General features: G+C 29.0%; 24 protein-coding genes, 1 tRNA gene and 1 pseudogene. All 26 read left to right on the top strand.

Annotated elements, in window-relative coordinates; translation table 11 throughout:
• Positions 1–75: 75 nt before the first annotated feature.
• Positions 76–1,002 carry a formate dehydrogenase subunit gamma gene (locus QZ429_RS05060; RefSeq protein WP_291952498.1) on the top strand — a complete coding sequence of 309 codons (927 nt, stop codon included), beginning with the start codon at positions 76–78 and terminating at the stop codon, positions 1,000–1,002.
• Between the two features lie 32 nt (positions 1,003–1,034).
• Positions 1,035–1,715, top strand: coding sequence for a molecular chaperone TorD family protein (locus QZ429_RS05055; RefSeq protein WP_291952496.1), 681 nt, complete (start codon positions 1,035–1,037; stop codon positions 1,713–1,715).
• Between the two features lie 171 nt (positions 1,716–1,886).
• The gene (locus QZ429_RS05050; RefSeq protein ID WP_291952495.1) at positions 1,887–2,093 is read left to right on the top strand and encodes a Tat pathway signal protein; all 207 of its coding nucleotides are present in this window, start codon (positions 1,887–1,889) and stop codon (positions 2,091–2,093) included.
• A 22-nt stretch (positions 2,094–2,115) separates the two neighbouring features.
• On the top strand, positions 2,116–4,938 hold the full coding sequence (locus QZ429_RS05045) for a formate dehydrogenase subunit alpha (RefSeq protein ID WP_291952494.1): 2,823 nt from the start codon (positions 2,116–2,118) through the stop codon (positions 4,936–4,938).
• Between the two features lie 10 nt (positions 4,939–4,948).
• Positions 4,949–5,518, top strand: coding sequence for a formate dehydrogenase FDH3 subunit beta (gene fdh3B / locus QZ429_RS05040; protein WP_291952493.1), 570 nt, complete (start codon positions 4,949–4,951; stop codon positions 5,516–5,518).
• A gap of 48 nt (positions 5,519–5,566) precedes the next feature.
• Positions 5,567–6,283, top strand: coding sequence for a LysR family transcriptional regulator (locus QZ429_RS05035; RefSeq protein WP_291952491.1), 717 nt, complete (start codon positions 5,567–5,569; stop codon positions 6,281–6,283).
• 47 nt (positions 6,284–6,330) lie between these two features.
• On the top strand, positions 6,331–6,903 hold the full coding sequence (yedF, locus tag QZ429_RS05030; RefSeq protein ID WP_291952489.1) for a sulfurtransferase-like selenium metabolism protein YedF: 573 nt from the start codon (positions 6,331–6,333) through the stop codon (positions 6,901–6,903).
• The gene (gene selD / locus QZ429_RS05025) at positions 6,900–7,931 is read left to right on the top strand and encodes a selenide, water dikinase SelD (RefSeq protein ID WP_291952487.1); all 1,032 of its coding nucleotides are present in this window, start codon (positions 6,900–6,902) and stop codon (positions 7,929–7,931) included. Before yedF ends, selD begins: the two co-directional genes overlap by 4 nt.
• A gap of 128 nt (positions 7,932–8,059) precedes the next feature.
• Complete coding sequence (locus QZ429_RS05020; RefSeq protein WP_291952485.1) at positions 8,060–11,557, top strand: proline dehydrogenase family protein; 3,498 nt, start codon at positions 8,060–8,062, stop codon at positions 11,555–11,557.
• Between the two features lie 11 nt (positions 11,558–11,568).
• On the top strand, positions 11,569–13,050 hold the full coding sequence (gene putP, locus QZ429_RS05015; RefSeq protein WP_291952484.1) for a sodium/proline symporter PutP: 1,482 nt from the start codon (positions 11,569–11,571) through the stop codon (positions 13,048–13,050).
• A gap of 369 nt (positions 13,051–13,419) precedes the next feature.
• Positions 13,420–13,517: transfer RNA gene (locus QZ429_RS05010), tRNA-Sec, on the top strand.
• A 22-nt stretch (positions 13,518–13,539) separates the two neighbouring features.
• Positions 13,540–14,790 carry an adenylosuccinate synthase gene (locus tag QZ429_RS05005; protein WP_291952483.1) on the top strand — a complete coding sequence of 417 codons (1,251 nt, stop codon included), beginning with the start codon at positions 13,540–13,542 and terminating at the stop codon, positions 14,788–14,790.
• On the top strand, positions 14,787–15,206 hold the full coding sequence (locus QZ429_RS05000) for a hypothetical protein (protein ID WP_291952482.1): 420 nt from the start codon (positions 14,787–14,789) through the stop codon (positions 15,204–15,206). The genes QZ429_RS05005 and QZ429_RS05000 overlap by 4 nt, the downstream gene beginning before the upstream one ends.
• Complete coding sequence (locus tag QZ429_RS04995; protein WP_291952480.1) at positions 15,206–15,724, top strand: MotE family protein; 519 nt, start codon at positions 15,206–15,208, stop codon at positions 15,722–15,724. Before QZ429_RS05000 ends, QZ429_RS04995 begins: the two co-directional genes overlap by 1 nt.
• A gap of 61 nt (positions 15,725–15,785) precedes the next feature.
• Positions 15,786–16,337: a DUF507 family protein gene (locus tag QZ429_RS04990; protein ID WP_291952479.1), complete on the top strand. Its 552-nt coding sequence runs from the start codon at positions 15,786–15,788 to the stop codon at positions 16,335–16,337.
• Positions 16,334–17,452 (top strand): glutamine-hydrolyzing carbamoyl-phosphate synthase small subunit, encoded by a 1,119-nt coding sequence (gene carA, locus QZ429_RS04985; protein ID WP_291952477.1) that lies wholly within the window; start codon positions 16,334–16,336, stop codon positions 17,450–17,452. The genes QZ429_RS04990 and carA overlap by 4 nt, the downstream gene beginning before the upstream one ends.
• Positions 17,449–18,111, top strand: a complete 663-nt coding sequence (locus QZ429_RS04980) for a sulfite exporter TauE/SafE family protein (protein ID WP_291952475.1) — start codon at positions 17,449–17,451, stop codon at positions 18,109–18,111. The genes carA and QZ429_RS04980 overlap by 4 nt, the downstream gene beginning before the upstream one ends.
• 118 nt (positions 18,112–18,229) lie before the next feature.
• A complete protein-coding gene (ccoN, locus tag QZ429_RS04975; protein WP_291952473.1) occupies positions 18,230–19,696 on the top strand; it encodes a cytochrome-c oxidase, cbb3-type subunit I in 1,467 nt (488 codons plus the stop codon).
• 11 nt (positions 19,697–19,707) lie between these two features.
• A complete protein-coding gene (gene ccoO, locus QZ429_RS04970; protein WP_291952472.1) occupies positions 19,708–20,373 on the top strand; it encodes a cytochrome-c oxidase, cbb3-type subunit II in 666 nt (221 codons plus the stop codon).
• An 11-nt stretch (positions 20,374–20,384) separates the two neighbouring features.
• On the top strand, positions 20,385–20,588 hold the full coding sequence (locus QZ429_RS04965; RefSeq protein WP_291952471.1) for a cytochrome c oxidase, cbb3-type, CcoQ subunit: 204 nt from the start codon (positions 20,385–20,387) through the stop codon (positions 20,586–20,588).
• A complete protein-coding gene (locus QZ429_RS04960; protein WP_291952469.1) occupies positions 20,588–21,466 on the top strand; it encodes a cbb3-type cytochrome c oxidase N-terminal domain-containing protein in 879 nt (292 codons plus the stop codon). Before QZ429_RS04965 ends, QZ429_RS04960 begins: the two co-directional genes overlap by 1 nt.
• Positions 21,466–21,678 carry a DUF4006 family protein gene (locus QZ429_RS04955; RefSeq protein ID WP_291952467.1) on the top strand — a complete coding sequence of 71 codons (213 nt, stop codon included), beginning with the start codon at positions 21,466–21,468 and terminating at the stop codon, positions 21,676–21,678. Before QZ429_RS04960 ends, QZ429_RS04955 begins: the two co-directional genes overlap by 1 nt.
• A 2-nt stretch (positions 21,679–21,680) precedes the next feature.
• Positions 21,681–21,782: a hypothetical protein gene (locus QZ429_RS04950; protein WP_291952465.1), complete on the top strand. Its 102-nt coding sequence runs from the start codon at positions 21,681–21,683 to the stop codon at positions 21,780–21,782.
• Positions 21,779–22,354, top strand: coding sequence for a hypothetical protein (locus QZ429_RS04945; protein WP_291952463.1), 576 nt, complete (start codon positions 21,779–21,781; stop codon positions 22,352–22,354). Before QZ429_RS04950 ends, QZ429_RS04945 begins: the two co-directional genes overlap by 4 nt.
• Before the next feature lie 2 nt (positions 22,355–22,356).
• Positions 22,357–22,866, top strand: coding sequence for a FixH family protein (locus tag QZ429_RS04940; RefSeq protein ID WP_291952461.1), 510 nt, complete (start codon positions 22,357–22,359; stop codon positions 22,864–22,866).
• Positions 22,863–23,283: pseudogene (locus tag QZ429_RS04935) on the top strand (hypothetical protein); the annotation flags it as partial. The gene QZ429_RS04940 and the pseudogene QZ429_RS04935, both read left to right, overlap by 4 nt.

Genomic DNA, 23,283 nt, shown 5'->3' with positions numbered 1-23,283 from the left:
ACTAAATACTAGTAGATAAATAATTGTGATATTTTATTGCAATGAGTGATGTTTTGAAATTATAGGAGAATGTTTATGTGTAAGGTTTTGTTGGTGTTTTTAGCCTGTTTAAATTTATTGGTAGCTGCAGATGTAAGTTTAAAAGATACGCAAATTTGGAATGAACAAAGAGTTTTAAATATTAATTCTTATGAAAATTTTGGGGCTTTATGGACAAAATTACAAGGAGAATATATAGCTAGTGCCGTGTTTATAATACTTATTTTAGTTATTAGTATATTTGCACTTCATTATATGGTAATAGGTCCAAAGAAATTTTCTCACGATGGAAAAAAGATTTACGCTTTTTCCACTTTTGAAAGATTGTTTCATTTTGTAGCGGCTATTTCTTGGATTATACTTGTTCCAACAGGTTTAGTTATGATTTTTGGGTCATATTTTGGAGGGGGATTTTTTGTGAGAATGTGTAAAAATTTACATGGTATTGCTACAATTTTATTTATAATTTCTGTTATCCCTATGCTTTTATGTTGGATTAAAAGAATGCTTCCTGCAAGTTATGATTTAAGATGGATGATGATAGTTGGTGGTTATTTAAGCAAAGAAAAGAGACCAGTTCCAGCAGGAAAATTTAATTTTGGGCAAAAGTCTTGGTATTATATAGCTGTATTTGGCGGATTTATTATGATTACTACAGGTGCTTTTATGTTTTTTCTTGATTTTAATTCTACTTCTTTGCAAACTATTTTTGGTATATCTCATATAGATATTTTAAGAATATCTGCTATTGTTCATAATATATTAGGAATTTTATGTGCTGTATTTTTTGCTATACACATTTATATGGCTGTATTTGCTATAAAAGGAAGCATACATTCTATGATTAATGGTTATAAAGAAGAAGAAGAGGTTTATATTTTGCATTCTTATTGGTATAAAGAATTAAGTGATAAAAAGCAAATTAATCCTTCTTATATTTATGATTCTGAAACGAAAATTTAACTTTAAATAAATATAGCAAGGAAACAATAGTAATGATACAAGATGTTGATGTTTCTCGTAAATATTTTTATGAATTTTTTTCTAAAGCATTTAATTTTATTGATGAATACGAATTTAATATTTGGTATGAACAAATTTTGGTTTTAGCTAAGATACCTTTAGATGATAGTTTAACTGATGATTTTCAAAAACTTTGTGAGTGTAATTTTGAAAATTTTAAATCCGAACAAAATGCTGTATTTTTTGATTTTTCTTATGTAAATGTTCCAATGAGTGCTTCCTTTTATGATGAAGGGCGTGATGATGGAAAGATGAAATTGCAAACTTGTGATATTATAAGAAAAAGTAAATTTAGAAAAGATGAAAAATGCAGACAAAGTGAAGATGAATTTGGTTTTTTGTTTGCATTTATGGCTAGTATTATAGAATCTGATTTAAAAATTGCAGAGCAATTATTTCGTTTTGTGATTAATCCTGTGATAGATGAGTTTATACAAAAACTTCAAATTCATAAAAACTCTAAAATTTATATTTCCATAGCAAATATAATGAAAGTATTTTTTGCCAATGAAAGAGCATATTTAGAAATTAAGGCTCCTGTTAAAAAAGAAGGTAAAAGTATAGCAGATGAAGCATTGCAAAGATTGCCATATGAGCCACGACTCCCGACAAAATTTAGCAAAATTCATATGGAAGAGTTAAGTAAGCTTTAATAATTTTATTTTGTTACTAAAATACATAATATAAAGTATTCATTTGGTAAAAAGAGTAATTAAATTAAATATTAAGTAAAAATATGCGAAATTATAATGATCAATATGCAAAAGCTTTAGTAAATAAAGTTTTTGCAATTATTCTTACATTGATTTGGTAAGGAAGGGATTATGAAAACAAATCAAAGAAGAGATTTTCTTAAAAAATCTTTAAAAATTGGTGCTTTAGGTGGTGTAGTTTCTAGTATAGGCGTTAGTGCTTTGGCTAGAGATGATTATCAAGAACAAAATTCTGTAGTTTTAGGTAAGAGTACTAAAAAAGAAGTGCTTTATAAAAAGACCATGCATTGGGAAAAATACTACAAAATAGCATATTAAATTTCAAAGAAAGGAATAATAAATGGCATTAGCAAGAAGGAATTTTCTTAAACTTGCTGGTATTGCTGGTCTTGGAAGTGCAGCTTTTGGTAGTGAAAATAAAGCTATTAGAAATGCTAGTGAAGAAGAGATAGCAAATCCTTATCCAGATTCTAAGATTGTTAGAACAATTTGTAGTATCTGTAGTGCAGGTTGTGGGATTAAAGCACAAGTGCAAGATGGAGTATGGGTGCGTCAAGAAAACGCTGTAGAACATCCAATTTCTCAAGGATCGCATTGCTGTAAAGGGATAGATCAAATTGATCTTACAAAATCTAAGCAACGTATTAAGTATCCTATGAAAAGAGAAAATGGCAAATGGATTCGTTTAAGTTGGGAGCAAGCTATCGATGAAATAGGCGATAAAATGCTTGAAATTCGTAAAGAAAATGGACCTGATAGTGTAATGTTTTTAGGTTCAGCTAAATTTAACACTCAACAAGCATATTATTTTAGAAAATTTGCGGCATTTTGGGGAACAAATAATATAGATCACGTTGCTAGAATTTGACATAGTGCGACAGTCGCCGGTGTGGCGAATACATGGGGTTATGGTGCTATGACAAATCATTTTGGTGATGTAACTAAAAACTCAAAAATGATGATTATTTTTGGTGCAAATACTGCTGTAGCCAATCCAATAGGATTTAAGCATTTGTTGCAAGCAAAAGATCGTAATAATGCTAAATTAGTCGTTATAGATCCTGTATTTACTAAAACTGCTGTTCATGCAGATGAGTATGTAAGAATCCGTCCAGGCACTGATATAGCTTTAGTTTATGGTATGCTTCACTTGATTTTTAAAAATGGTTGGGAAGACAAAGAGCTTATTAAAAATAGGACTTATGGAGTTGAAGATATTAAAGCTGAAGCTGCTAAATGGACTCCAGATATTGTAGAAGATGTTACAGGTGTCCCAGCAACTCAACTTGAAAAAATTACAAGAATGCTAGCTACAATCAAACCAGCTACGTTATTTTGGGCATTGGGTATTACTCAACATTCTGTAGGTAGCTCAAATACTAGAATTTTAGCAATTTTGCAACTTATTTTAGGAAATATAGGAAAACCAGGTGGTGGAACAAACATTATTAGAGGTCATGATAATGTTCAAGGTGCTACAGATATGGGATGTTTGGCAGATACTTTACCAGCGTATTATGGACTTGGTGATAATGCTTGGAATCATTTTTCAAATTTTTGGAATGTAGATAGAGAATATTTAAATTCAAGATTTTATTCTAAAGAATGGATGCACGAGAAAGGTTTTTCTTTAGCTAAGTGGTGGCAAGGAGTTTTACACGAGGAAAAAACTTATTCTAATTCACCTATTCGTGTTCTTTGGGTGCAAGGAACAGGTATTACTTCTATGGCTCATACTGTTAAAATTCAAGAAGCACTTAAAAAACTTGATATGATAGTGATTGCTGAACCTTTTGTTAATGAAGTAGCAGTTTTAGCAGATCGTCCTGATGGAATTTATATTATTCCAGCTTGTACTCAGTTTGAAACAGAAGGTTATGTAACAGCTACAAATCGTGCTATGCAATGGCGTTCTCAAGTTGTTAAACCAATTCATGAGAGTAAAGAAGATCATGAAATAATGTTTGATTTTGCTAAAAAATTTGGTTTTTATAAAGAATATACTCGCGGTATGAAAATGGAGCTAAAAGATCATAAACTTATTCAAGTTAAAGATGATAATGATGATAGCTTTATATGGCCTGATGATGCTACAAGAGAAATGAGCAATGGACTTTTAAGTATAGGTTTAAGAGGAATTTCAGCTGAACGCTTAAGAAAACATCAACAAAACTGGGAGCATTTTGATCCTGATACACAAAGAGGTTTAGGTGGAGATGTTAAAGGTGAATATTATGGATTGCCTTGGCCTTGTTGGGATAAGCAACATCCAGGAACTTCTATTTTATGGAATAATGATATTGCTTATGAAGAAGGAGGTATGGGCTTTAGAAATCGTTTTGGTTTAGAACATAATGGTCATTCGCAATTAGCTGATGAAGCTTTTACTTTAAAAGGTTGTAAAGTTAAAGGTGGATATCCACAAATTACAAAAGCAAATATAGAAAAAGTATTTAATATTACTCTTAGTGCTAGTGAAAAAGAATTAATGGGATCTAGCTGGAGCACTGATATTTCTGGTATTATTTTAGAAAAATGTAGAGAAAAAAGTGCTTGTTGTTTGGGTAATGCTAGAGCCAGAATGAAAGTTTGGGAATTTGCTGATCCTATTCCTTTACATAGAGAGCCATTGCATTCTCCGCGTTGGGATTTAGTAAAAAAATATCCAACTTGGGGTGATCAAGAAAAAAACTTTAGAGTTGAGAGTAAGTTTATTAGTGAGCAACAAAAAACTGATTGGAGTAAAGAATTTCCAACTATTATTTCTAGTATGCGTTTAGTAAATTTAAGCGGTGCTGGTATGCTTGAAAGAACTAGTAAATATCTTTCGGCGATTACACCTGAAATGTTTGCAAATGTTCATCCAGAGCTTGCTTTAAAATATGGTATTAATGATGGTGATATGATGTGGATACATTCTCCACAAGGAACAAAAATTAAAGTAAAATGTATTCATAATCAATCTGTTACTCCGGATAGAATTTGTTTACCTTATAATTTTGCAGGTATTATGCAAGGGGTGGATTTAAGTTATAATTATCCAGAAGGCACTAAACCTTATGTTATAGGTGAGAGTTCAAATACTATAACAAATTATGGTTTTGATATTAATACACAAATTTCTGAATTTAATGCAGGACTTTGTAGACTTGAAAAAGCATAAAGGATAAGTTATGGCTAGAATGAAATTTTATGTGGATAATAATCGTTGTATTTCTTGTTTTGCTTGTCAGGTTGCCTGTTCGAGTGCGCACGAAGTTCCAGTGGGAATTAATAGAAGAAAAGTAATTACTCTAAATGAAGGTATTGAAGGTAAGGAATTTTCAACAACTCTTGCTTGCCAACACTGCACTGATGCACCTTGTGAGCAAGTATGCCCAGTAAAATGTTTTTATATAAGGGCTGATGGTATAGTCTTACACGATAAAAAAACTTGTATAGGATGTGGGTATTGTCTTTATGCATGTCCATTTGGAGCACCACAATTTCCAAGAGATGGTGCATTTGGTATTAAAGGCGAAATGGATAAATGCACTATGTGTGCAGGTGGTCCAGAACCTACAAATTCTTATGAAGAAAGAGAGCTTTATGGGCAAAATCGTATAGCTGAAGGTAAGGTGCCTATGTGTGCTGCGGTTTGTTCTACAAATGCACTTTTAGTAGGTGATGCAGCAGAGGTTAGTGCGATATATAGAAAAAGAGTAATGCTTAAGGGACAAAATTTAGGTATTGATGCAAGATAATTTATGAGAGTATCTAAAAAAGATACTCTTCATTTTAAGGTCTAATTTATGGAAAAATTGATAGAAGAAATTAAACAAAATCTTGATGAAAATCATAGACTTTCTTGTAAAGAGGCATTGAAAATTATTAAAAAATATACAAAAGAAGATTTTAAACAAGCTATATCTAAGCTTGGTGTAAAGATTTCAGATTGTGAGTTAGGTCAATTTGGAACACTTAGAAGAAGTTTTTCAAAACACGAAATTTTTGAAAGACTAGAACCACTCTTAGATCATAAAAATTGCTTAGAATGCAAATGTGTCTTAGAATATACTCAAGATTGTGATATGAGTGAGGTTAGAGCTACTTTGAAAGATTATCAAATTGATGTAAAATATTGTGAGCTTGGATGTTTTAAAGAAAAGAAAAGAAAACAATTTAACGTAAAAAGTAAAATTTGGATTGAAAACCCTGAAGGAAAATTACTTTTTGGAAAAGGAAAAACAGATATTTTGGAATTAATTGGTGAATATGGAAGTATCGCTAAGGCTGCTAAGATCTTAAATATCAATTATAAAAAAGCTTGGTTTTATATACAAGATTTAGAGATAAATATGGGAGAAGAATTGATTATTGCTAAGAAAGGAAGAGGGTCTGAATCTGGAAGCAAACTTACTCCAAGGGCTTATGAGCTTATAAAAAATTATAAGATTTTACAACAAGATGTAGAGGAATTTACAAATAAACGTTTTAAAGAATTATTTTTCAAAAAGAATAAAAATTAATTTTATTACAAGTTACAAGGTTATATTATTTAGTTCAAAGGAAATGTATGAAGATTGATTGTAGAGATTTAGCTTGCCCACGCCCTGTGATAGAAACTAAAAAAGCATTAGAAGAACTTAAAGGAAATGAAAAATTGCAAATTCTTTTAAATTCGATAGTATCTAAAGAAAATGTTATGCGTTTTTTAAAATCTTCTAATATAGAATTTAATGTTGAAGATATAGAAGATGAAAGTATTATAACTATTGAAAATGGTGTGGTTTTAGTAGAAAAATGCTGTAATGATGAGATAACAATATTATTTCTTAAAAGTGATAAAGTAGGCAATGGAGAGCTTGGAGAAAAATTAATGGCGGGTTTTTTGCAAACTTTGAAAAATTTACAAAATTTTCCTAAAAAAATTTTATGCGTAAATGATAGTGTGCTAATAAATACAGATTCTACTCATATTGCTTTTGGTGCTATGAAAGAGCTTGAGCAAATGGGGGTTGAAATTTATAGTTGTGGAGTATGTTTAGAATATTTCGGAAAAACTGAGAATTTAAAAATAGGCAAAATAGGTAATGCATATGAAATTTTAAATGAACTTTTTGGAAAGGCAAAGATTATTTCTTTATGATTTATAAAAATCAAAAACTTACTCAATATGTAAAAGCTGCTGGTTGAGCTGCTAAGTTAGACCCGTTGGGTCTTGACAAAATACTTAGCATATTAAAACCTCATACAAATATTCTTACAGGTATTTTTAATAATGAAGATGCTTGTGTGTATAAATTAAATGAAGACTTAGCTTTAGTTCAAAGTTTAGATTTTATCACTCCTGTGGTTGATAGTGCCTATCATTTTGGTATGATTTCAGCTGCTAATGCTTTAAGTGATATTTTTGCTATGGGAGCAGAAGTTATTAATGTGCTTAATATCGTAGGATTTGATAAATATCATTTTGCTAATGATATTTTATTTGAAGTTTTAGAAGGTGCTAGAGCTAAGGTTGAAGAAGCTGGTGGAGTTGTAGTTGGCGGTCATACTATAGAAAGTAGCGAGTTTATTTTTGGTTTAAGTGTTACTGGCAAAGTTCATCCTAAAAAATTTTTTTCAAATAATACTGCTAAAGTTGGTGATGTTATTTTACTTACTAAACCTATAGGTAATGGAATTTTAAGCACGGCTTTGAAGGCAAATTTACTAGATAATGAAAAAATTATTTTGATGTGTGAGCAAATGAGTTTTTTAAATATTTATGCATCTAAAATATTAAAAAAATTTAAAAGCTTAAGCGCATTAAGTGATGTTACAGGTTTTGGTCTTTTAGGTCATTTAAAAGAAATGCTAAATTCAGATATTGATATTGAAATTTATAAAAATGAAGTTCCTTTAATGGACGGAGTTTTGGAAATGACTAGTATGGGGCTAATTCCTGAAGGAGCATATAAAAATAAGCAAACTTTAAGACAACATATAGTGATTGATAAAGAAGATGATAATGATATTATATTTTTTGATCCACAGACTTCTGGAGGAATTTTAGCAGCTATGAAAGAAGAAGAAGCTAAAGAAGCCTTAAATATTTTAAGAGACTATGGTATTAATGCAAAAATTATTGCAAAATGTATAAAAAATACACATGGCTGTTTATTATTAAAATAGTCGATAGTGATTTTTATTTATTTTTGTTACTTTTCTATACATTTAATTAAATTTTTAAATAAATACTTATTAATTTCTCTTTCTTTTTTGTATTATAGATAGATATCATAAATTAAATGGAGGAAAAAATGATACAAAAAGCTTTGCTTTTAGCAGAAGAATTGCAGAAAAAAATTGAAAGTAATATTTCTCAAAACGAGAAAGAATTTCATGCAAAAATGCAAAAACTTCTAAATAATCCAGAAAATAAAGTAATGTTAATTGAACTTTTAGATCGATCTTTTAGATGTAAAGACAAAAGTGCGAGTTATGAACTTATAGAGCATACTTTAAATAAATATGGCATAGCTGATTTTTTTAGTACTTTTGAGAAATTTTTACTTTTTTCATTCTTGAATTTTGGTAAGTTTTCTCCAAAATTAAGTGTTCCATTTTTTGTTAAATATTTAAGAGAAGATACAAAATCTATGGTGTTGGATGCAAATCCTAGTAGTTTAGAACCTCACATAAGAAAAAGAAAAAACGAAGATAAAATTACTTTAAATATAAATTTAATTGGAGAAGAAGTTTTAGGTGAGGCTGAAAGTTTATATAGAATGAAAAAATATGAAGAAGTTTTAAGAAGTAGTTATATTACATACATTTCTATAAAAATTACAACTATTTTTTCTCAAATTAATATTATTGATTTTGAATATTCTAAAGATGAGATTGTAAAAAGATTGGACAAATTATACGCTCTTGCTTTAGAAGAAGAAAAAAAACAAGGAATTCCTAAATTTATTAATCTTGATATGGAAGAGTTTAGAGATTTAGAACTAACGGTGGAAGCTTTTATGGAAAGTGTAGCTAAATTTGATATTAAAGCAGGTATTGTTTTGCAAGCTTATCTTCCAGATTCTTATGATTATCTTAAAAAACTTTTTGCTTTTTCAAAAGAGAGAGTATTAAAAGGTATGAAGCCAATTAAAATTCGCTTTGTAAAAGGAGCAAATATGGAAAGTGAAGAAACCATAGCTTCTCAAAGAGGATGGGCTTTACCTACTTTTTATAAAAAAATTGATACAGATAGCAATTATAATAAAATGTTAGATTTTGTATTAGAAGGAGATAATTATAAATATATTAACGTAGGGATAGCAAGTCATAATATATTTGAAATAGCTTATGCTTATACAAAAATTAGCCAAGCAGATGCTTTATCTTCTTTTACATTTGAAATGTTAGAAGGTATGAGTTTGCAATGTTCTTATGAATTATCAAAGATACATGAGCTTATACTTTATGCTCCAGTATGTGATGAAGCACATTTTAACAATGCAATTGCATATTTAGTTAGAAGACTTGATGAAAATACTAGTGAAGATAATTTTATGAGATATTTTTTCAATCTTAAAGTCAATGATGCGAATTGGCAAGCTCAAAAAGAATTGTTTATCAAATCTTTAGAAGGTATTAAAACGCTTGATAATTCTACTCATAGAATTCAAGATAGAAATAATGAAGCAAAAGCTATTAGCTCTTATGAAAGTAAAGAATTTAAAAATGAGCCAGATACTGATTTTATTTTGAAAGCAAATAGAGAATGGGCTAAACAAATTAGAGCTAAATATGAAAATTTAGAAGGTTATGATGTTTATCCTGTAGCAAAAGAAGAATTAAAAAAAGATGGATTAAATGTTATTGAAGTAAAAGATAAAATTAATAATCGTGTAATAGGTAAAGCATATTTAGCAGGAGAAGAAGAAATTAAATACGCTTTAGATGTTGCTAAAAAATCGAATTTTAGTGAGTTAAGTCACGATGAAATTTATAAAATTTTAGAGAAAACTGCTCAATTAACAAGAGAACGTAGAGGAGATTTAATAGGTATAGCTGCTTTAGAAGTAGGAAAGACATTTTTGGAAATAGATCCAGAAGTTAGTGAAGCTATAGATTTTTTAGAATTTTATCCTCATTCACTAGAGAAATTAAAAGCACAAAATCCAAATACTACATTTAAAGCAAAAGGTGTAGGTGTTGTTATAGCTCCTTGGAATTTTCCAGTTGGTATCTCAGTGGGAACTATAGCAGCTCCACTTGCTGCAGGTAATAGGGTTATTTATAAACCATCTTCGCTTTCTATGCTAACAGGTTATATGTTGTGTAAATGTTTTTGGGATGCAGGAATTCCAAAAGATGCATTGATATTTTTACCAGCTAAAGGAAGTGATATTTCAAAATATCTTTTAGTCGATGAAAGTGTTAAATTTTCTGTATTAACAGGAGGAGAAGATACTGCATATGCTATGCTTAAAGCAAATCCAACTTTACTTTTAAGTGCAGAAACAGGTGGTAAAAATGCGACAATAGTATCTAAATTTGCAGATCGTGATAGTGCAATTAAAAATATTATTCATTCAGCTTTTTCAAATTCAGGTCAGAAATGTTCAGCCACTTCATTGTTAGTGCTTGAAGAAGAAATTTATGAAGATGAAGAATTTAAAAAGACTTTAGTGGATGCTGCAAATTCTATGGCCGTAGGTAATCCTTTTGTATTTAAAAATAAACTTGGGTGTTTAGCAGATAAGCCAGATGAGAAACTCAAAAAAGCCATAGAAGAATTAGAACCTTATGAGAGCTGGGCTTTAAAACCAAGATTTATTAATGATAATCCTCATCTTTTAACACCAGGTATTAAGTATGGGACTAAAAAGGGAGATTTCACTCATATGAATGAACTTTTTGCACCTATTTTAACCGTAATGAAAGCAAATGATTTAAAAGATGCTATTGATATTGTAAATTCAACAGGATATGGACTTACAGCTGGATTTGAAAGTTTAGATGAAAGAGAGTGGGAATATTTTCATACCAATATTGAAGCAGGAAATATTTATATCAACAAGCCTACTACTGGAGCTATAGTTCTTCGTCAGCCATTTGGTGGAGTTAAAAAATCTGCTATTGGTTTTGGTAGAAAAGTTGGAATTTATAATTATATTACACAATTTATGGACTTAGATCAAGTAGAAGTTGATAACAATCTTTTAGAAAATGATTTGGTAAAAAAACTTGAAGAGCTAAATATAAATTTAACTGATCAAGATAAGCTTGATTTTGAAGTTGTTAAAAATATGGCAAGAAGTTATGCTTATCATGCAAAAAATGAATTTGCTAGTGCGAAAGATTATGTAAATATTAGAGGCGAAGAAAATCTTTTTTCTTATACAAAAGTAAAAAATATTGCCTATAGAGTTTATGCTAAAGATAGTTTAAAAGATATTTTAGGTGTTATTTTAGCAGCTAGTATTTTAAATATTGATCTTACTTTAAGTTATGATGAGCATGAAAAAATAGAATTAGTTAAAGAGATTAATAAAAATATTAGCACTAAGACTTTATTTCTCCAAGAAAGTAAAGAAAATTTTATAAAGAAAATTGCTGATTTTGATAGGATTCGTTATTTTGCACCTTTAGATGTCAATGATGAAATTTTTAAAAAAGCTGCATCTTGTGCAAAAATTATTGCTAATTCTAAACCATTAATAAATGGTCGTTTTGAGTTGCTTTTTTATCATAATGAAAAAGCATTAAGTATATCATTTCATCGTTATGGAAATTTAGGTATTCGTGCATTAAAATAGAAAGGGATAAAATGGAAGTAGTTCAAATTAATACACAAATTGCAATAATGTTCATTGCATATTCAATGTTAATGCTTTTTATAGGATTTTATTTTTATAAACAAAATAAAGATTCAGAAGATTACTTTTTAGGTGGTCGTTCTATGGGTCCAGTTGTTTCAGCACTTAGTGCTGGAGCTTCTGATATGAGTGGTTGGCTTTTAATGGGATTACCTGGAGCTTTATATGCTAGTGGTTTGGTTGAAAGTTATATAGCAATTGGTCTTAGTGTTGGAGCTTTTTTAAATTGGGCTTTTGTTGCAAAAAGACTTAGAATTTACACAAGTGTGATAGCAGATTCTATTACTATTCCTGATTATTTTGAAACAAGATTTGATGATGATAAGCATATTTTGAGAATAATTTGTGCTTTTGTTATATTGATATTTTTTACTTTTTATGTTTCTTCAGGTTTAGTAGGTGGAGCAAAACTTTTTGAAGCTACTTTTGGAATTCAGTATGATTATGCATTAACTACAGGGACCGTGATTATAGTTGCATATACATTTTTAGGTGGATATAAAGCGGTTTGTTGGACAGATTTAATTCAAGGGATTTTAATGATGAGTGCTTTGATTATTGTTCCTATTGTTATGATTTATCACTTAGGTGGCTTTGATGAAGCTATGAGTATAGTTAGAGAGATTAAACCAAGTGCTTTATCTATGGGAGAGGGTTTGAGTTTTGTTGGTATAGTCTCAGCATTATCTTGGGGTCTTGGATATTTTGGTCAGCCTCATATTTTAGTTCGTTTTATGTCTATACGTTCAACTAAAGATATTCCAACTGCGACTTTTGTAGGAATTTCTTGGATGATTATATCTTTAATTGGTGCTTGTTTAATAGGTATTTTAGGTGTAGCCTATGTAAGCAAATTTGAGTTAAGTTTGCAAGATCCTGAAAAGATTTTTATAGTAATGTCGCAATTGCTTTTTAATCCTTGGATAGCAGGAATTTTATTAAGTGCTATTTTGGCTGCTATTATGAGTACTGCAAGTTCGCAATTACTTGTTTCAAGTTCAACAATAGCAGAGGATTTTTATAAAAGAATTTTTAATAAAGAAGCATCTAATAAAATGGTAATGACTTTAGGAAGATTTGGAGTTTTAGCTGTTGCAGTGATAGCTTTTGTAATTTCTACAGATAAAAATTCAAGCGTATTAAGTATAGTTGCTTATGCTTGGGCTGGATTTGGTGCAAGTTTTGGCTCTGTAATGCTTTTTTCATTATTTTGGTCTAAAATGACAAGATATGCAGCAATTGCGGGAATGGTTACAGGTGCTGTGGTTGTTGTAGCTTATAAAAATTTCTTAGCTGATTGGTTGGATTTTAAAGTATATGAAATCGTTCCAGGATTTTTGGCAGCTTCGATTGTAATTATTTTAGTTAGTTTAGTTACAAAAGTACGCCCAGGAACTAAAGCAGCTTATGAAACTATGTTAAAACATCTTTAAAACAATAAGATAAGCTAATCTTTTTAGATTAGTTTATCTATAATATTATTTGCTATATTATTCACAAAAATTTAGTTTGAAAAATTTCTATAAATTTTTCAAAAATTATCAAGTGAAATTTTTGATAATTATTAACTTTTTTATTATTTATATTTATTATCTATTTATAATTTCTTTATAAAAATAATAATATTTTTTATTTATTCTTTTAAATTTATATTTTTGATTGTAAGATATAAATTAGCAATGCAGGGCATTATTGAAAATTTTATAAATTTTTAAAATTAAACAAATTAAAGGTTACTTAATATAAAAGTTTTGATTTAATTCTTGTTTTAACTAAAAAATTATAAGATATCATACATTTTTGGAAGGTTAGCTTATCTGGTGATGGCCACTGACTTCAAATCAGATGAAAGGGTAGTTGACTACTTTTTGGGGAGTTCGATTCTCTCACCTTCTCGCCAATTTAAGTCAAATGGAGTTTTTATGAGTAAAGCAGATATTGTAGTTGGTATTCAATGGGGTGATGAAGGCAAAGGAAAGATAGTTGATAAACTATGCGAAAGTTATGATTATGTTTGTCGAAGTGCAGGAGGTCATAATGCAGGTCACACTATATGGGTTGATGGTATAAGATATGCTTTACATTTAATGCCATCAGGTGTTTTAAATAAGCGGTGTATTAATGTTATAGGTAATGGAGTTGTAGTAAATCCTGATGTATTAATTAGCGAAATGGCTCAATTTGAAAATTTAGAAGGAAGACTATTTATAAGTGATAGAGCTCATTTAAATTTAAATCATCACGCATTAATTGATCAAGCTAGAGAAAGACTTAAAGGCGATAAAGCTATAGGAACAACAGGTAAAGGTATAGGACCAAGCTATGAAGATAAAATAAGTCGTAATGGCCATAGGATTGGAGAGCTTTTAGAGCCTGAAAAACTTTGTGAAAATTTGATGAAAGATTTTGAAATTAAAAAGACTTATTTTGATATGTTAAATATTGTTATGCCTAGTTATGATGAAATTTTACAAGATTTAAAACGTTTTAAAGAGATTTTAGCACCATTTATTACAGATACGACAAGAATGCTCTGGCAAGCATTAGATGAGGATAAAAAAGTGCTTTTAGAAGGCGCACAAGGAACAATGCTTGATATTGATCATGGAACTTATCCTTATGTAACTAGCTCTACAACTATTTCTGCAGGAGCATTGAGTGGATTAGGATTAAATCCAAAAGAGATAGGAAAAATTATTGGTATAGTGAAAGCTTACACTACTAGAGTTGGAAATGGCGGTTTTCCTAGTGAGGATTTAAGCGAAGATGGTGAAAAAATAGGTCTTATCGGTAAAGAAATTGGTGTAAGTACAGGCAGAAAGAGAAGATGTGGTTGGTTTGATGCTGTAGCTGTAAAATATACTGCGAGATTAAATGGTCTTGATTTTTTATCTTTAATGAAGCTAGATGTTTTAGATGGTTTTGAAAGTATTAAAATTTGCAAAGCTTATGAATATAAAGGTAAGGAAATTGATTATGTTCCATGCGATTTAGAAAATGTGAAGCCAATTTATGAAGTAATGGAAGGTTGGGATAAAGTTGCTGGAATTAGGGATTATGATTTATTGCCTGAGAATGCTAAAAAATATATTAAACGTTTAGAAGAGCTTGTTGGAATTAAAGTTGGATATATCTCAACAAGTCCTGAAAGAGATGATACTATCATTTTATGAAAAGTAAATATTCTTCTGTAGTAAAGCTAAGAAAACAAGAACTTGATGGGGCAGAAGCAAATTTAACAAAAACAAGACAAAAAATATCACAATGTGAGGAAGAATTAAAAGAAGCTATAAAGACTTGCGAAAATTTAAATTTAGCAGATAAAGGTCCAATTATGCTTTTAAGATCTTCATTAAAAATGCAAGAAGTTGCAAGAGATGTAAAAAAATCTATTAAACAAAAGTTAGATTTGTTGAAAAAAGAATTAGCACATAATCATCATCTTTACAAAAGAGCATATTTAGAGTTTGAAAAAATGAAAGCTTTAGAAAATGAAGAATTTAAAAGGATAAAAAAGATATTACAAAAAGAAGAAGAAAAATTTATAGATGAACTTGCCATAACAAGACATTTTAATAAGGATAATTAGTGAAAAAAGTTATTTTAATACTAAGTTTATGTATATTTTATCTTAGTGCAGAGGAAAATTGTGAGCAATATTTTGAAGCAAGAAAACTACAAATGCAAGATCAAATTAGAGAATATGATGAAGCTAGACAAAATTTAGAGGCATTTAAAGCTTCTTTTGAAGTTTTGCAAAAAGAAAAAATGCAAGCTTTAATTCAAAAGGAAAAAGATATTAATGCAAGTTTAGAAGAAATTAAAATTACTAAAGAAAAAAATGAACGCATTTTAGAAGCTACTAGAGAAAATCTCCAAGTAATTAATGATAAAACTATGGGTCGTATCACTGAAATCTATTCAAAAATGAAAGATGCTGCTGTAGCTAGCATACTTAGTGAAATGGATGATGATGAAGCTTCTAAAATTTTACTTTCACTAGAACCTAGAAAAATTTCTTCAGTTATGGCAAAAATGAATCCTAAAAAAGCGTCTGATTTGACGTTATTGTTAAAAAATTTAGATCAAAATACAACTTTAAAGTAATTTTTAAGCAGTTTTTATATTTTTTTAGTATTATTTCAATTAAAAATAAAAGGGTGAATCAATGCGTATTAAACCAGCTCATATACCTTATATTGCAAATAAAATAATATTAGATTTAGCAAATTCTTCTTTTGTTAAGATTAAAGATGATAGTCAAAAATTAATTAAAACTGCCAAGGAAATTTTAGAAATAGACGTCTTAAATGAACGCAAGCTTGATGAAAAAACAAAAGAGCTTTTAGAAAGTCAAGAAGATGAAATCGAATTTATGCAAATTGATAGAAAAAATATGTTTTGGATGATCAAAAAAAAACTTGCAGATGAATTTAAATTTATATTAGATAAAGAGGATAGGTATAATAATTTAGCACATAAAATTTTGGAAAACTTAGTAAATGAAAATTTGATTAATTATAGTGTTTCTGAAAATCGTGTAAAAAATTTGATTTTTTCAAGTATTATGACTTATTTAAAAGAATATGAAAAATTAGAAGATTTAGTTTATGAGAAAATTTCAAACTATAAAAGAAAGTTGATCCCTGGTTCAGAAGAATATGATTTAGTATTTGAAAAATTATATCAAGAAGAACTCCGTAAAAGAGGGCTTTTATGAAGGCTTATATTTATATAGAAAATGATATTTTTTTAAGTGCTAAAGCTTGCGGCGCACATGGGACTTTTTTTGGAGAGTTAGTTTTTAATACTTCTTTGACTGGATATCAAGAGATTATTTCAGATCCTTCTTATGCAGGACAATTTATAGTATTTTCTATGCCAGAGATAGGTGTTGTTGGTATTAATGATGATGATAGCGAATGCAAACAAGTATATGCTAGTGGAGTAATTATCAGAGAGCTAAGTAAGTGTTTTTCAAATTTTAGAGCTAAAGAAAGTTTAGATTCTTACTTAAAAAGACATCAAAAAATAGGACTTTACGAGATTGATACTAGATTTTTAGTAAAAATGATAAGAGATTATGGGAACTTAAGGGCTGTAATTTCAACAGAAATTAAAGATAAAGAAGAATTAAAACAAATACTTGCTAGTAGTGCAAAAATTGATGAAGTTAATTATGTTGCTCAAGTAAGCACTAAGAATGCGTATATTCATAAAAAAAGTATATGGAATCACAAGATAAAATCATATCAAAAAAGTAAAAAAAGTAGTAAAAAAATCGCTGTTATTGACTATGGCGTGAAAGAAAATATACTCAATGAACTTGTAAATATTGGTCTAGAGGTTGAGGTATTTCCATATAATGTGAAAGCAAAAGAGCTTATCAAACTTTTTCAAGAAGGCTTAATTCATGGAGTTTTTTTATCTAATGGACCAGGAGAACCAAAAATATTAAAAGAAGAAATATTGCAAATTAAATATCTAATTCAAGCAAAAATTCCAATGTTAGGAATTTGTTTAGGACATCAATTATTAAGCAATGCATTTGGTTATGAAACTTATAAAATGAAATTTGGACAACACGGGGCTAATCATCCGGTGATTAATCTTACAAATAATTTTATTGAAATAACAGCACAAAATCACAATTATAACGTTCCTGAAGAAATTTCAGAAATAGCTACTATAACACATAGAAATTTATTTGGTAATAACGTTGAAGGAGTAAGATATAAAAATTATCCTATTATTTCTGTCCAGCACCATCCTGAAGGTTCATCAGGGCCTCATGAAAGCAAATATATTTTTAGAGAATTTTTAGAACTTTTGTGAATTTAGATTTTATAGGATTAATCAGTATAGCATTTCTTTCAAGTTTTGGCCATTGTTATGGAATGTGTGGAGGGTTTATTTTAGCTTATAATCAGCTTACAAATCAAATTAAACTTCCATATTTATTGTTGATTTTTTCTTATCATATTTCAAGAATTATTGCTTATGTATGTTTGGGAATTTTCTTTGGATATTTTGGTACTTTATTTTCTTTTAGTGAATTTATGAAAGGAATGATGTTTTTTTGTATCGGAATATTTATGATATTTTTAGCTTTTGCACTTATTTTTAGGGGTAAGCTTTTATTTTTTATTGAATATTCTTTTGTTTTTGATTACATTATAAAAAAAAGTATTAAGAAAATTATTCATTATAAATCACTCAAAGGAACTATATTTTTAGGCTTTTTAAATGGCTTTGTTCCTTGCGGTTTGGTGTATTTTTATGTTGCTTTTGGTGCTACTTTGCAAAATGTATTAGATTCTGCTTTCATTATGTTACTTTTTGGATTATCAACTTTGCCTAGTATGATTTTTATTGCATATTTTAGTAAAATGTTAAGTGAAAAATTTCAAAAAAATAGTGCATTAATTTCTTATATACTTATATTGTTTTATGGATTATATTTTACTTACATAGGTTTTATGCTTACAGCATAATTATTTAAATTAATTATATTAACTAATTGTTAAGAAAATAAATTTTTAAGCTAAAAAAGATATTTTTTATCATAGAATAAAGTAATTTCTTTTTTGTATAAAAAAATAAGGAGATAAAATGCACCCAGGAAATGCATTAAACTACGACTATACGGTAGCTAAGTATTTTATGTTTGCTACTTTATTGTTTGGTATTATTGGTATGGCTATTGGGACACTCATAGCTTTTCAGATGGCATATCCAGATTTAAATTATTTAGCTGGTGAGTATGGCACTTTTTCAAGACTTAGGTCATTGCATACTTCAGGTGTAATTTTTGGTTTTATGCTATCAGGGATTTGGGCAACTTGGTATTATATTGGTCAGCGTGTATTGAAAGTTAGTATGGCAGAATCAACATTTTTAATGTTTATTGGCAAATTACATTTTTGGCTTTATTTAATTACTATGGTTTTTGCTGTTATAAGCTTATTTGCAGGTATAAGTACTTCAAAAGAATATGCTGAACTTGAATGGCCATTAGATATATTAGTAGTTTTAGTTTGGGTTTTATGGGGTGTAAGTATATTTGGACTTATTGGTATTCGTCGAGAAAAGACTTTGTATGTATCATTATGGTATTATATTGCTACTTTTTTAGGTATTGCTATGCTTTATTTATTTAATAATATGGAAGTTCCTACTTATTTTGTAAGTGGAATGGGCGATTGGTGGCATAGTGTATCAATGTATGCAGGCACAAACGATGCATTAGTTCAGTGGTGGTATGGACATAATGCTGTTGCTTTTGTGTTCACCGTTGGAATTATTGCTCAAATTTATTATTTTTTACCAAAAGAGAGTGGTCAACCTGTTTTTTCTTATAAATTATCATTGTTTGCATTTTGGGGATTAATGTTTGTTTATTTATGGGCAGGTGGTCACCATTTAATCTACTCTACCGTGCCTGATTGGATGCAAACTATGGGTTCTGTTTTTTCTGTTGTGCTTATCTTACCTTCTTGGGGTTCAGCAATTAATATTTTGCTTACTATGAAAGGTGAGTGGAGTCAATTAAGAGAAAATCCATTGATTAAATTTATGATTTTAGCTTCAACTTTTTATATGTTTTCAACCTTAGAAGGTCCAATTCTTTCTATTAAATCAGTAAATGCACTAGCACACTTTACAGATTGGATTCCAGGACATGTGCATGATGGAACGCTTGGTTGGGTTGGTTTTATGACTATGGCAGCGCTTTATCATATGATCCCAAGAATGTTTAAAAGAGAGCTTTATAGCAAATCATTAATGGAAGTTCAGTTTTGGATACAAACTACAGGTATAGTGTTGTATTTTAGCTCTATGTGGATAGCAGGTATCACTCAGGGTATGATGTGGAGAGCCACTGATGAATATGGAAATTTATTATATACTTTTATTGATACGGTAGAAGCTATTATTCCTTATTATTGGATTAGAGCAGTAGGTGGATTATTGTATTTGATAGGCTTTTTTATGTTTATTTATAATATTTACAAATCAATTGTAGTAGGTAAAGTGCTAGATAAAGAGCCAAAAAGTGCTTCACCTATGGCAGCATAAGGAGGAAAATTATGTTTAGTTGGTTAGAGAAAAATCCATTCTTTTTTGCTGTAGCAGTATTTGTGGTTATTGCTTATGCGGGTATTGTAGAGGTTTTACCCGATTTTGCTCAAAATGCAAGACCTATTGAAGGTAAAAAGCCTTACACGGTGTTACAGCTGGCAGGACGTCATATTTATATTAAGGAAAGTTGCAATGCTTGTCATTCTCAGTTAATTCGTCCTTTTAAGTCCGAAACAGATCGTTATGGTATGTATTCAGTTGGTGGAGAATATGCATATGATAGGCCATTTTTATGGGGTTCAAAAAGAACTGGACCTGATTTATTGCGTGTAGGTAATTTTAGGACAACTAATTGGCACGAAAATCATATGTGGGATCCTGTTTCAGTGGTTCCAGGATCAATTATGCCAGCGTATAAACATATGTTTAATAATAATGCTAATATCCAAACAGCCTATGCAGAGGCTTTGACGGTTAAAAAGGTTTTTAATGTGCCATATGATACGGAAAATGGGATTAAACTTGGTAGCTGGGAGGAAGCACAAGCTGAAGTGATGAATGAAGCACAAGTGATAATAAATCAAATGAAAAATCAAGATGTAAAAGATGCATTTGCAAAGGGCGAAATTAAAGAAATTGTTGCATTAATTGCATATCTTAATAGTTTAAAATAAGGATAAATATTATGAATTTAGAACTAATAAGAGAATTGCAAGGTTATGGTTTTTTTGCTCTTGTAGTATTTTTAGTAGTGGTTTTATATTCTTATTGGTTTCATTTATACAGATCTGAAAAAATGGGTAAGAGAAATTATGAACAATACGCTGATTTAGCTTTACATGATGAAATCTGCGATCGTATTTTAGAGCAAAATAAAAGGAGTGCTTGATGCAGTGGTTAAATTTAGAAGATAATGTAAATTTATTGTCTTTTATAGGTGCTGTTTTAATTATTTTGATTACATTGGTTGTAGTTGGAAAATTATTTAAGAATATAAAAGATAGCAAAAGCGAAGGTGAATTAGGTGAACATAATTGGGATGGTATAAGAGAGTTTAAAAATCCCATACCACTTGGTTGGGCTGTAGTGTTTTTCTTAACAATAATTTGGTGTATATGGTATTTTATTTGGGGATATCCACTAAATAGTTATTCTCAAATTGGCGAATATAATGAAGAAGTTCAAGCACATAATAAAAAATTTGCACAAAAATTTGTAAATTTAAGTGTTGAAGATAAAAAAGAAATGGGTAAAAATATTTTTTTAGTTCAGTGCTCATCATGTCATGGTATCACTGGTGATGGTATTAATGGTAAAGCGCAAAATCTTAATATTTGGGGTTCAGAAGAAGGTTTAATAGAAGTTATTACCAATGGCTCTAAAGGGTTAAATTATCCTATGGGCAATATGCCAAGTGCAACTGAAAATGGTATTGATGAAGCCGATATTCCTGCAATTGCTGCTTATGTTGCTTCTGAAATTTCAGCTATTAAAAAAACAGATAATCCACAATTAGTAGCAAAAGGAAAAGAACTTTTTACAATTTGTGCAGCATGTCATGGTGAAAATGGCACAGGTGTGTTTGATGGACAAATGGTTGCTCCAAATCTTACAAATTATGGTAGTGCTAATTTTGTTGTAGATGTTTTAAATCGTGGCAAATTAGGTTATATAGGTGAAATGCCACATTTTAATGATGATATATTAAATGAACTTCAAAAAGAAGCCGTTGGTGAATATGTAATTTCTCTTTCAAAGGGTGAGTAATGGAAAATCAAAATAGATGTGTTTTTTCACTTTCAGGAGTGAGCGGAATGCTAATTGCAACTATTTTGTTATTAGCTATTTTAGTTGGTTTAACTATTTGGGGTCTTAAAGCTCAACAAGAAGTAATGCGACAGCCTTATCAGTTAAAAAATGCAGAACAAATCAAAATGTTTAATTCTAAAGAAGAAGAACATATTATTATCAAGGAGTGATTATGGTAAAAATTATGGAGTATCTTATTATAATCGGATTGATTATTACAGCTGGTATTACAGCTTGGTCGGTTTTGACTGCAAATCACTTATACATAGGATGAAAAGTATTTTTGAAGGCGGTTTTTTAATCGCCATTCTTATGTGTTTTATTAATTTTTCATATGCTGAAATTTTATTAAATGATAATATTTTAAATCCTTCTATTGAGCAAAATATAAGTATCACTTCAAAACAAATTAAAAAAATGACAGGAGTTGATATAGCCTTAGTTTTAAGCGATACAAAAAGTTTTGAATATCTTCAAAAATATGAGCAGAATTTAACAAAACCTTATGTTTTATTGGTTTTTTCTAAAATTTCTCATAGGGTAGATATCTTTGCTAGTGAAGATGCTAAATTTTTTTTTGATAAGGAAAAAGTCTTAAGTCCTTATCCTGAAAAAGGAACTATTTTGCCTATACTTGCAAATCCTAAGCAAAAAGATATTTATAATGCGGCAATTTTAAATGGTTATGCAGATATTGCTGATCAGATTGCGAGTTATTTTAAGATTAAACCATTTTACGGAAATTCAAATCGAGATACTCTAAATATTATGAGAATTTTAATTTATGGTTTTGTTTGTGTAGCTATTTTGATGTTAGTTCAAAAAAGATTTAAAAGGAAAAGATAAAAATGGAAGGTAAAAAAACATTTTGGCCTTATGGAATTTTGATTTCGTTAATATTTATTGTGATTGCTTGTATTGTAACGATTTTTATAGCAAGTAAAGCTCCAGTTTATGAAGATAATTTTTATTTTGATACTTATCAAAATGTAGAATTAAATTACAATGAAATACAAAATAAGCAAAAAGAATTTGAGAAAAATTTTAAATTAATTTTAAATAATGATAATTTTAAGTCTAAAAACAATATAGTATATCTTATAAATAATGGAAAGAGTATTCTTAAAATTGACATAAATAATTCTAAAGATTATGATTTAAAAGATCTTAAAATAGAAGCTATGCTTACTCGCCCACATACTAACAAAATGGATGAAAAAGTTAAAACAAAAATAATTGATTCTTCCTTAATTTTTGATTTAGATATCAAAAAGGAAGGATTATGGCAACTTCTTGTAAAAATTACTCACAATGCTAATAGTGTGGGATTTTTTAAATTTTATTTAAAAACAAAATGAAACTTTTAGTGTTTAGCTCTTCAAGGGCTGTAAGAAAATATTATGAAAGTAAATTAAAAGAAAATTTGTTAGTTGATCAGGCTATGAGTATGGCTGATTTTATGCAAAAAATAATTTTTTCTCCATATTATAAAGCAAGTCATTATGAATGTTTGCTTTTAATGAAAAAGGCTTGCGAACAAACAAAGAATTTAGAAGAAAAATTAAAAATTTCTAGTAATTTTTTTGCATTTTTAAAAAATAATGCTTATTTATTTAGTTTTTTTAAAGAATTAAGTATTAGTAAAAAAAGTATAAAAGATTTATACCATAATGATATTTATGCTCAATATGATGAACATTTAAATATCTTAGAAGAACTTTTTAATAATTATCTTATTTTACTTAAAGAAAAAAATATATTTGATGATATTTCAT

It is taken from the genome of Campylobacter sp., from assembly GCF_020024835.1.
GTDB lineage: Bacteria > Campylobacterota > Campylobacteria > Campylobacterales > Campylobacteraceae > Campylobacter_D.
The sequence above is the reverse complement of the archived record's forward strand: the minus strand, read 5'-3'. Positions and strand labels throughout refer to the sequence as shown.